A 12,082-nucleotide genomic window follows, 5' to 3' on the forward strand; every position below is an offset into this window, starting at 1 on the left:
TCAAAAGCATAAAGTTTGTTTTAAATAAGACTTTACCGGAATTTTTCATACTTTTTTCACTATTTACTTAAATTTAAACAGTTGGCTTCAGAAACTTAACCCCCTACCAGTCAAAAAATAATCACAATCAAAATCTGTATATGTACTAAGATGCAAAGGGAGCTATGTCTCCTTTATTAAGCAGAATTATTGCCAAATTTAAGCATGATGAATAACTGGTTTGATACAGCTCGATTGGGGATGTTTATTCATTGGGGACATAGTTCTCAACAAGGACGTGAGTTATCTTGGCCGTTAGTTGGGGGTGTATTCAGCCTTCCTTTTTGCAAAGATATTCCAGTTGAGAAATATCACTACACAGCTAATACTTTCAATCCACTGCAATACAATCCTCAAGAATGGGCACATTTAGCAAAAAGTCTAGGAATGAAATATGCCATATTAACAGCCAAGCATCATAATGGTTTTGCCCTATTCCATACCCAAGAATCAGACTTTTCAATTGCATCTGCACCTTACAAAAAAGATATTGTACGTGAATATATCGAAGCGATGCGCTCTGTAGGATTGCGTATTGGTCTTTATTTTTCGCTTAGTGACTGGCATCATCCAGATTATCCGGCTTTTACAGAAGCAGATAAACCTTATCGCTTTGACCAGCTACCTCAACCTACAGCGCAACAGTGGGAGCGATATATCCAATTTATGTTCAATCAGATACGAGAATTATTGACTAATTATGGTCAAATTGACATCATTTGGTTTGACGGAAGTTGGGAACGCACTCCAGAGCAATGGCAGGCTCAAAAATTAGCAAAAATGATTCGTGATTTACAACCTAATATTCTCATTAACGATCGCCTACCCAATTGTGGAGACTTTGAAACTCCTGAACAGTTTATTCCTCCTCATCCACCGACTCATCCTTGGGAAACCTGTCTGACGATCAATGAAAGTTGGGGATATAATTCAGACGACCATTGCTTCAAGTCATCTCGTCAGCTAATTCATACCCTTTGTGAAGTAGCAGGTAAAGGAGGCAACCTCTTGCTCAATATTAGTCCAATGGGTAATGGACAAATCCCTCCTGAGCAGTTAGAGCGTCTCAAAGATATAGCAGATTGGATGGAGAGCCACTCTGAAAGTATACTTGATACAACTCCAGGATTAGAACCCTGGCAATTTTATGGCCCCTCAACTCGTAAGGGCAATCGCATTTATCTACACCTGTTAATGAAACCTTACGAAACAATATCAGTTAGGGGTATACCAATCAAACGAGTAAAATCGGTGTTTGTTCTTGCTGACGGTACAGCGCTAACCTACACAAGTCGTTGTGCAATTATAGATTCTATGTTCAATTCTAATCCGTTAGGAGAATTAACAATTGATGTACCTGAATCAGTAATTAATCCATACGTTACAGTGATTTGTATTGATATTGATTCTTGAGTAATTAATGTTTTTTAAGTAACAGTACAAGGTTGAGGACTTTGTTCAGCGCAGAGACTTTAAGCTCTCAGTTTTTTGCACTAAGAAATCAGTGAAGATACTCATAAAGTGCTGTGTTTTAGGTTCTAAGTCTGAGTTTCCAAGTTATGATCTCGACATTCTGAGTTCAGAGGTTGAAGTTCCGAGTTCAAAGGTCGAAGTTCCGAGTTCAGAGGTCGAAGTTCCGAGTTCAAAGGTTGAAGTTCTGAGTTCTGAAGTTAAAGTTCCGAGTTCAGAGGTCAAAGTTCCGAGTTCAAAGGTCAAAGTTCCGAGTTCAAAGGTCGAAGTTCCGAGTTCAGAGGTCAAAGTTCCGAGTTCAAAAGTCGAAGCAATAAGATTTCCCCTTGCCTCCTGCCTCCTGCCTACAGTTTTGCTTCTTGTTGTTGATACAGACAGGAGTAATAACCTTTGAGCGCCATTAATTCTTCATGAGTCCCCTGTTCTACCACAGCACCTTGATCCATCAAATGAGTGCGGACTCAACATTTGGAAGCAAGCGAGGGAAGCATCTAGCGGCCCTCTGCCCCGAATATAAGGATACTTCTTGCTTGAACCTAATCTTGTCAAGTAGTTTCCGAGCAATGGTTAAGTAGTCGGACAAAAATATTTACAGTCATTGCGAGCGAAGCGAAGCAATCTCAAGGGCTGGGGTTGCTTCGCTTCGCTCGCAATGACATTGTTAATTCTGTCTGACTACTTATTGACTCTAAGCGATCGCTTTACTCATGCTCGGTTTTACCAAAAACTATCATTAACTTTTAACTGCTGGCAGATGCTTTTTTTCAGCTTTCCTACTTTGCATACTAAGCTTTTTCCGCCATGCCTCCATGTAAATGTAAAACACTGGAGTCAGATAGAGAGTCAATATCTGAGAGAACAGCAATCCCCCAACGATCGCAATCCCCAAAGGACGACGCGCTTCTGAACCAACTCCCGTCCCCAAAGCAATGGGAAGTGTCCCAATTAAAGCTGCCATCGTCGTCATCATAATTGGGCGGAAGCGAGTCAAGCAAGCGGCATAGATGGCATCATAGGAATTTTTTCCTTCCTTTCGCTGGGCAATAATTGCAAAGTCCACCAGCATGATACCGTTTTTCTTGACGATGCCCACTAGCAAAATGATGCCGATGAAAGAGTAAAGATTTAAATCAACTTGGAAAATCAGCAGCGTCAATAATGCGCCAAAACCCGCCGAAGGTAGACCGGAAAGAATGGTGATTGGGTGAATGAAATCTTCATAGAGGATACCGAGAATCAGATAAATTACTAAAATAGACACCAACAACAGCACGCCTAAATCGTTGAAAGACTGTTGAAAGGTTTGGGCTGACCCCTGAAAACTGGGGGTAATTGTTGAGGGTAGCATCTCACTGGCTACTTGTTTGATGGCATCTGTAGCCTGACTTAGAGACGTTCCTGGTAGCGTGTCAAAAGAGATAGTCGCAGAGGGGAGTTGAGCAACGTGAGTAACAGTGAGGGGACCGACATTCTGGGTGATATTTGCGATCGCACTCAAAGGAACCAGTTTTCCAGTACTCGATTGCACATAAAGCATCGATAGGGCGCTGGGATCTCGCTGAAACTCTGGTTTAACTTCTAAGATTACATAAAATTGGTCATTTGGGGTATAGATAGTAGAAACTTGGCTGGAACCATAAGCGGCGCTGAGGGTTTGTTCAACTTGTTGGGCGGTAATCCCCAGAGTTGCGGCTTTGTTATGGTCAATTTGGACTTGGATTTGAGGAGTGCTGAGTTGTAAATCGCTGTCAACGTTCTGAAGTCCTGGTAGGGTTTTGACTTTATCGACAAGTTTCGGAACGTATTGGCGCAAGTCTTGCAAATTCAAGCTCTGCAAGGTGAACTGATAAGTAGAATTAGTTTGTTGTCCACCGATGGGAATAGCTGGCGGAGAGCGGAGGAATGTCTTAATCCCAGTTGTCCGTCTCAACTTCGGGGTTAATTCTTGAATGATTTGGTCAGCATTCAGTTGACGTTGAGAACGTGGTTTTAGCCGAATCGTAATTCGCCCGCCGTTGACTGAACCGTTCGGGCCACTTGCACCCACAATCGAATCAACTGCTTCAATGTTCGGGTCTTTACGAATGATATCAACAACCGTTTGCTGGTGACGCAGCATATCATCAAAAGAAATATCTTGCGCTCCTTTCGTGTTCGCCATTAATTGTCCGGTGTCTTCCGTAGGAATAAATCCTTTGGGAACGATGACGAACAGATAGACGGTCATTAGCAGCAGAATGCCAGAACCAATCAGCGTCATCAGGCGGTATTTTAAAACAGGCTTGAGCGTCCAATCATATCCCCGCAGTAGAAAATCAAATCCCCCTTCTAAGACTCGATAAAGCCGATTTGGTTTTTGGTGATGGGATGAACTTAAGAAACGACTGCACAACATGGGGGTGAGACTGAGGGAAACAAAACCTGAAACCAAAATTGCCACTGCGATCGTTACGGCAAATTCATGAAATAATTTACCGATTATTCCACTCATAAACATGATCGGGATGAACACCGCCACTAGGGAAAGGGTCATTGACAAAATTGTAAAACTGATTTCCCTCGATCCCTTCAATGCTGCGTCTAGGGGAGATTCGCCCATTTCCCGATAACGGACGACATTTTCCAACACCACGATCGCATCATCCACCACAAAGCCCACGGAGAGGGTCAACGCCATGAGTGAGATGTTGTCTAGGGAGAAGCCCGACAAATACATCACGGCAAAAGTGCCAATGATCGCTACAGGTAGCGCCAAACTGGGAATCAGCGTTGCAGTGATGTCACGCAAGAATAAGAAAATAACCAAGATAACTAGACAAACTGAGAGAACCAAGGTAAACTTTACATCGTTGACAGAAGCTCGGATGGTTTGGGAGCGATCGTACATAATCCCCATCTCAATGGATTTGGGAACTTGTTCGCGGAGTGTAGGTAAAAGTTTCTGGATGGCATCAACGATATTTACAGTGTTAGCACCCGGTTGAGGCTGCACAGCGAGAACAATGGAATGGCGGTTTGTTACTTTGCGATCGCTATACAAATTCGAGACTTTGACGTTTTGTTCACTGTCAATTACGTCCCCCAAATCCTGGAGACGCACGGGCGCACCATTCTTGTAAGTGACAATTAGCTGGCGATAGCCGGCAGCATCGGTGAGTTGACCGTTCGCCTGAATCGTATAGCTTTTGTAAGTGCCAGAGAGACTGCCGGTTGGTAAGTTGACATTTCCCTGTTGAATTGCAGTTTTCACCTGAGTTAGACCGATTCCCCTTGATGCCAACTCTCGCGGGTCAAGCTGGACGCGGACTGCATATTGCTGTTGACCAAATACCTGCACCTGAGCAACACCATCAATCATCGAGATTGGCTGACCAACTGTTACCTCCGCGTATTCATCTACTGTCGAGATTTGCTGTGTCTCAGAATACATATAGAGAAAGAGAATCGGTGAGACAGATGGGTTAACTTTGCGGTAGCTAGGTGGGCGAGGCATTCCGGCGGGCAGTTGTCCGGCTGCTGCTGAGATGGCTGCCTGTACATCTTTGGCGGCATCTTCCACTCTGCGGCTAAAGTCAAATTGTAGGGAGATGTTGGTGCTACCAGTTGAACTGGTGGAATTAAATGAATTGAGTCCGGCAATTTCAGTAAACTGTCTTTCTAGGGGTGCGGCGACCGAAGATGCCATTGTTTCGGGGGTGGCACCTGGGAGACTCGCAGAGACAGATATAAAAGGATATTCAACGTTAGGTAGCGCACTGATGGGTAATAATACATAACTCATCAGACCGAAGATGAGGATACCGATCATTACCAAAGTGGTCATGACTGGACGACGAATGAAGAGTTCTGAAAGGTTCATGGGTTTTGTTCTCCCAGAAATGTGGTGAGGTGGGCATCTTGTTATTGTGGGGTGGGCATCTTGCCCGCCCATTATTACGGGCGGGCAAGATGCCCACCCCACAAGATGGGATAATTTATTTCTTGGAAATCCCTAAGTCAAGATTCGGTTGACGCAGAAATAGTCCTCGCACAATATCGCCATTGAAATTTTCATCGCTCAATAACTTCAGCATTGACATTTTTTAAGATTATTGCTGGGCTAATAAGCGAGAACGAATTAGGCTCAAATCAGGTTGAACACTTGACAGCCGTTGATGAACAGATTCAGCTAACTGTTCGCGTCGATTGAGGTATGCTTCTACAGCATCTCGATGTCGAAGGTAGTAGCCAATAGTCAGGTATACATCGGATAATGACAAGGATGAGTAACGCCCAACAATAGATTCAGCAGATGCACCATCTTGAAAGGTACGAATCACCAGTTCTAGCAAAACCCTTGTATTACCGACTCGAATTGCACCTGTTACATCTTCACTTAGGGGAGGAATTTCTTTTTCTAGTGCTAAACTCATGGTGGTAATTATTCCAAAAACTTTGTAATTCGTAATTCGTAATTCGTAATTATTTTAATCTGTACACTTCCTTTGGAGAATTGATGTTAAATCGAGCATAGGTGAAAGATTTATATTGCAGTTTTGACCTCTCTCCAAACCTCTCTCCTAAAAGGAGAGAGGCTTTGAATTCTTCCCCCTTCCCGCGTCGGGAAGGGGGTTAGGGGGTTAGGTCTATCTGCGTATTTCTTCATTCAAGTAAAAATGGCTATATTGCTTGTTGAAAATCACGATCGCCCGCCTGAAAATGAAAATACCCGACGGAACTTAACTTGACTGAGCTTTTTCCGCCATGATTCCATATAGATATAGAAGACTGGTGTTAAATACAGGGTCAATATCTGAGAAAATATCAGTCCGCCCACAACTGCAATCCCTAGAGGACGGCGGGATTCGGAACCAGCCCCAAATCCGATCGCGATCGGTAAAGTTCCCATTAATGCTGCCATCGTCGTCATCATAATCGGGCGGAAGCGCACTAAACAGGCTTGATAAATCGCTTCAGAGGGCTTTTTCCCTTCATTTCGCTGGGCTTCAATGGCAAAATCCACCATCATAATTCCATTTTTCTTGACGATGCCCACCAACAAAATGATGCCGATGAAGGAGTAAACATTCAGTTCGACATGGAATATTATCAGCGTTAACAATGCGCCAAAACCTGCTGAAGGCAAACCGGAAAGAATTGTAATCGGGTGAAGGAAATCCTCATAGAGAACACCCAGGATCAGATAAATTACTAGGATAGCGATCGCTAACAATAAACCCAAACTCGGCAGTGAACTCTGAAATACCTGACTTGCGCCCTGAAAGTTCGTGCTAATGCTGGCAGGAATCACCTGATTAATCAGTTTTTCTATCTCTTCGTTGGCATTTCCCAAGGACACACCGGGAGCGAGGTTAAAGGAAATAGTCGCGGCGTTCATCCGACCGTTATGATTAACCATTAACGGGCTGACTCCCTGAGATAGTTTGGCGAATGTCTTCAGAGGAACTGCCACTCCAGTACTGGAGTTAATGTATAATGTCAACAAAGCATTGATATTCTCCTGATACTGGGGTGCTAATTCCAGAATCACCTGATACTCATTGGTCGCTGCATAGATGGTTGACACTTGGTAGGAACCATAAGCACTTCTCAAGGTATTTTCGATTTGCTCGGCAGTGATCCCATAAGTTGAAGCTTTATCGCGGTCAATGTCAATTTGAATCTTAGAAGCAAACTGTAAATTGCTGTTCACATCCTGGAGTTCTGTCAAGTTCTTCATCTTGAGAACAAGTTGGGGAACATACTCCTGCAAGGGTTTGACATCTGAACTCTGGAGTGCTAGTTGATAAAGTCCTGTGCTTTGTTGAGCGCCAATGGGAATCGCTGGGGGATTTTGTAAGAATACTTGGATGCCGGGAAGAGTGGCAAGTTTGGTTCGCAAATTTTGCACGATTTCGTCGGCAGTAAGTTGGCGCTGCGATCGCGGTTTTAACCGAATAAACAAACTGCCGGAATTAGCTGCAACTGCTGCCCCACCGCCACTCCCACTCGCTCCCGCCCCGATATTGGAGTTGACTGCATCCACGTTTGGATCTTGGCGAATCAGGTTAACAACTGTTTGCTGATGCTGCACAAGATTATCGAAGGATGCATCCTGGGCTGCTTGGGTAATGCCTGTAATTTGTCCGGTATCTTCGCTAGGAATAAAGCCCTTGGGAACTACCACCAACAGCCCAACTGTCACTATTAATAGAAAGCCAGATAAAATCATCGTGGTGCGGTGATATTTTAAGACTTTTTTGAGACTCCAATCGTACAGACCGAGGAAGCGATCGAATACATATTCCGAAGCTTGATATAAGCGACTTTGATGGGCGTGATCCACCGGACGCAGAAAACGGCTGCACAACATCGGAGTCAGACTCAAAGACACAAAACCAGATACGAGAATTGCAACTGCGATCGTTACAGCAAATTCATGAAATAATCGTCCCAAAACTCCACTCATGAATAACATGGGGATGAAGACTGCAACTAAGGAAAGGGTCATCGATAGGATGGTGAAACCAATTTCTCTCGATCCATTCAACGCCGCTTCTAGTGGACGTTCCCCCATTTCTATATGACGGACGATATTTTCTAGCATGACGATCGCATCATCCACTACGAAGCCCACAGAAAGGGTCAACGCCATCAGCGACAGGTTATCTAGTGAGTAGTGCAGCAAATACATCACCGCAAAGGTGCCAATCAGCGAAACGGGTAACGCCAAACTGGGAATCACCGTCGCCGAAAGGTTCCGCAAAAATAGGAAAATTACTAAGATAACTAGAGCGATCGTCAGAATCAACGTAAATCTCACATCATCCACTGAATCTCGAATCGACTGAGACGCATCATAGAGAATCCCAATTTCCACGGATGCCGGAATCTGCGATCGCAAATTCGGCAGCAAATTCTTAATCGTGTCTACGACTTCTACCGTATTGGTTCCGGGCTGTCTTTGAATGGTGATAATAATCGCGCGAGTATTGTTGTACCAGCTTGCTAACTTGTCATTTTCTACACTGTCAACAATCCGACCAAGTTGATTCAGATAGATCGGCATTCCATCTTTATAAGACACAATTAACTGGCGATAAGCAGCCGCATCCTGGAGTTGCCCGTTGGTTTGGACTGTAAAATTCTTGTGATTTCCCGAAAGACTGCCGGTAGGCAAATCGACGTTACCCTGTTGAATCGCCGTCGCCACTTGATCTAGCCCAATTTGCCGCGTTGCCAATTGCTGCGGATCGAGTTGAATTCGAGCCGCATACTTTTGGGAACCGTAGACAGCTACTTGTGCTACTCCATTGATTGTAGATAGCTTTTGCGCCAGATAAGTCTCGGCATAATTGTCTACTTGGGAAAGGGGCAGAGTCGGAGAATCCAGATAAAGGTAAAGAATCGGTTGATCGGCGGGGTTAACCTTGCTGTAAGTGGGAGGATTGGGTAAATCGGTTGCAATTTGCCCCGATGCTCCCGATATCGCTGCTTGCACATCCTGCGCCGCGTCATCAATATTCCGACTCAGGTTAAATTGCAGGGTAATTTGAGTCTGTCCCAAAGTGCTAGTTGAGTTGAGCGAATCGAGTCCCGCAATGCTGGAAAATTGCTTCTCTAGGGGACGGGCAACCGATGCGGCCATCGTTTCGGGGCTAGCTCCCGGTCGGGCGGCACTTACCTGAATTGTGGGATAATCCACACTGGGTAAATCGCTGATTGGCAGCAAGCGATAACTCATGAAACCGAAGATCAAAATCGCCGCCATCACCAGAGTCGTCATAATCGGGCGGCGAATAAATGGTTCTGAGAGGTTCATGAATCACCTCCGCCTGACTTAGGGGAATGATTTCTTCTAGACTTCGAGGAATTCCCCTCTGTATTTGAATTATTCCCGGCTGTTTTGATGCGGATTTTGCTCCCCGTAACCAGATTCGCTTGACCATCGGTGACAATTTTATCGCCTGGTTGCGGTCCTTTCTGAACCACATCTAGCCCATCAATGCTGCTGCTAACTGTAACTGGAACATTTTCCACTGTCATGTCTGGCTTAACTACAAAAACAAACTGTCCATCCGGGCCATTCTGCACAGCTTGGGAGGGAACAACCGTTGCATTCGGTTGTTGAGTCAGCGTTAGCGTTGCGTTCACAAATTGACCGGGAAATAAATGTCCTTGCGTGTTATCAAAGTCGCCAATCAGTTGAATTGTCCCTGTGGTGTTATCGACCGTATTATTGACAAATGCCAAAACACCTGGTAAAGGACGAGCTTGATTATCCGGGAACGTCACATCTACCTTCAGCTTGCCATTCTGCATATACTTTTGTACCTGGGGCAGATTTGTTTCAGGAATGGAAAAAGCAACTTGAATCGGGCGAATTTGGGTGATGTTTACCAATGGAGTCGTGCTATTAGCTTGCACCACATTGCCCTGAGTCACCAGAATATTGCCAGCGCGACCATCAATCGGCGCATAAATTTTGGCGTAAGATAATTGCACTTTGGTATTGTCCAATGCTCCTTGGTCGGAACTGACAACAGCTTGAGCATTAGCGATCGCAGCTTGATCGCCCTTAACAACTGCTCCGGCATTAGTTATGGCCACGCGATCGCTTTTTAAAACAGCCTCAGCATTAGCGATCGCTTCTCGATCTGCTTGTAGAGTTGCTGTAGCCGATTTGCTGTTAGAAACGTATTGCTGTGCTTGATCTAAACTAATCGCGCCCTTCTTGTATAACGTACTATAGCGATCGCTCTGTCCCTGAGCAAATTCTGCTTGCGCTTGATCCTTGGCTAAATTCGCCTGGGCTTGTCGCACTAAGGCTTGGTCTTTAACTAAAGTCGCCCTAGCTTGGTCTACCTGACCCAAATCTCTAGTTAATGCATCTCTAGCTTGTTGTACCGAGGCTTGGTCTTTGGCGACAGTTCCTTGAGCTTGCTGAATTGCCGCAGCTTGCGATCGGTCATCTAGGGTAAACAAAAGTTGTCCCTTTTTCACCTCTTGACCTTTCTGGAAATAAACTCCAATAATCCGTCCACTAGCTTGGGGCGTAATTGCAACCGTAGACCCCGATTGCACATTACCGATCGCTTGCAATTGTATCGGAACCGTTTTTTGTGTCACCATTGCCACGGTTACAGGTGTCACTTGCTGCTTATTACGCCCAGATTTTCCAGTTTTATCTGTCTTCGCTGCACCTGCATGGATGCCCAAAAAACCCAGCCCAGCCAGCAACAGCACCCCCAAAATTACCAACCTAATCTTTTTCTTTTTTGGCGATCGCGGTAGCTCTGGTTCTATACTGTTCTCAGTCAAACTCTGGTTAGAAATTTCATGGTTCATCAGAACCTCCAATGCATTTTAGTTTATTAAAAACAGTGAAATCCTTTACCACCTCAACTCCCGCACCAATTTAATTTGAGGCAGCACATCTGAATAATTAGTTTTTTCCGGTTTCATCGATGTGCCTTGTAAAATGGTGATTTTGCCGAGTTTAAATCAAATAAATAATATTTTTCAATGCCTTTTAGTAAATCATCATCAAAATATTTAATCATCTTAAATCCTTTAATCTGGAATTTTACTTGTGTTTACTTATTGCTTAATTAGCTGCCGATATAGAAGTTGTAGAGCTTGTTTTTCTATCTGTCTAACTCGTTCCCGACTAATACCCATACGCTGACCAATCTGTTCTAAAGAAAGTTCGTTACCATCTGTCAAACCAAAGTGCAAGTTTAAGATTTCTTGTTGTTGTCTAGACAAACTTGACAACAAGCTTTCAACTTCCTGATTGAGAGATTCCTCAGTGGTATAGCCATTTTCCGAATATCTATAATCTTCTATTAAATCTTGTAATTGTATATCTTTGTCTGAGCCAACTCGAATATCGAGAGAAATAGTTTGACGAGCTAAAGTTAGATATTCTCGAATCTGACTAGGCTCTAAAGAAAGTGCGTGAGCAATTTCCGTAGTGGTAGGAATGCGACCCAGTTTTTGAGATAACTCTCGCTGAACGCGCTTAATTTTGTTTAACTTTTCATTGATGTGAATCGGTAATCTAATCGCGCGTCCTTGCTGGGCGATCGCTCTGGTAATTCCTTGACGAATCCACCAGTAAACGTAGGTTGAAAATCTGTATCCTAGAGCCGGATTAAATTTCTCAACCCCTCTCTCCAAACCCAATGTACCTTCTTGAATTAAGTCCATTAGCTCTAAGTTTCGTCTCTGATATTGCTTGGCAATTGACACCACCAGCCGGAGATTAGACGCGATCATTTTCTGCTTGGCTTTTTTCCCTTGATTTAGCTGCTGAAGTAGTTCCTGTTCACTTAACTCCATCTGGTTAGCCCATTCTGGCAGTGTGGGTGTACGCTTTAATTCAACAGTCAGTTTTTCTGATTCAGCAAGTATTTTCATCATCTGCTGAACTTGTTGAGCAAAAAAAATTTCTTGCTCCTGAGTTAACAGAGGTATGCGGCCAATTTCTTGAAGATAAGCACGTACCGTATCAGTTGGAGATGGAGATGCTTTGCTTGTGTTACTAGATTTGGTTTCTGGGAATGTTAAGTTAATCATGTTGAGTTAGCCT

General features: G+C 44.1%; 7 protein-coding genes. 1 reads left to right on the forward strand and 6 read right to left on the reverse strand.

Annotated features, from left to right (window positions below; translation table 11 throughout):
- Nucleotides 1-204: 204 nt before the first annotated feature.
- The gene (locus tag V7K62_RS20565; RefSeq protein WP_334867264.1) at nt 205-1,452 is read left to right on the forward strand and encodes an alpha-L-fucosidase; all 1,248 of its coding nucleotides are present in this window, start codon (nt 205-207) and stop codon (nt 1,450-1,452) included.
- Between the two features lie 144 nt (nt 1,453-1,596).
- Here the strand turns inward: V7K62_RS20565 and V7K62_RS20570 are convergent, their stop codons facing one another.
- From V7K62_RS20570 to V7K62_RS20595, 6 genes are all read right to left on the reverse strand, one after another.
- The gene (locus tag V7K62_RS20570) at nt 1,597-1,797 is read right to left on the reverse strand and encodes a hypothetical protein (protein ID WP_334867266.1); all 201 of its coding nucleotides are present in this window, start codon (nt 1,795-1,797) and stop codon (nt 1,597-1,599) included.
- A gap of 445 nt (nt 1,798-2,242) precedes the next feature.
- A complete protein-coding gene (locus V7K62_RS20575) occupies nt 2,243-5,368 on the reverse strand; it encodes an efflux RND transporter permease subunit (RefSeq protein ID WP_334867268.1) in 3,126 nt (1,041 codons plus the stop codon).
- Nucleotides 5,369-5,597: 229 nt separating this feature from the next.
- Nucleotides 5,598-5,921, reverse strand: a complete 324-nt coding sequence (locus tag V7K62_RS20580; protein WP_334867270.1) for a DUF433 domain-containing protein — start codon at nt 5,919-5,921, stop codon at nt 5,598-5,600.
- Nucleotides 5,922-6,187: 266 nt separating this feature from the next.
- Nucleotides 6,188-9,310: an efflux RND transporter permease subunit gene (locus tag V7K62_RS20585; protein ID WP_334867272.1), complete on the reverse strand. Its 3,123-nt coding sequence runs from the start codon at nt 9,308-9,310 to the stop codon at nt 6,188-6,190.
- The gene (locus V7K62_RS20590; protein ID WP_334867274.1) at nt 9,307-10,836 is read right to left on the reverse strand and encodes an efflux RND transporter periplasmic adaptor subunit; all 1,530 of its coding nucleotides are present in this window, start codon (nt 10,834-10,836) and stop codon (nt 9,307-9,309) included. Before V7K62_RS20590 ends, V7K62_RS20585 begins: the two co-directional genes overlap by 4 nt.
- A 252-nt stretch (nt 10,837-11,088) precedes the next feature.
- Entirely contained in the window at nt 11,089-12,069 is a 981-nt protein-coding gene (locus V7K62_RS20595) for an RNA polymerase sigma factor, RpoD/SigA family (protein WP_334867276.1), read from the reverse strand.
- Between the last annotated feature and the right edge of the window lie 13 nt (nt 12,070-12,082).

The organism is Nostoc sp. (assembly GCF_036917935.1).
Lineage (GTDB): Bacteria > Cyanobacteriota > Cyanobacteriia > Cyanobacteriales > Nostocaceae > Nostoc.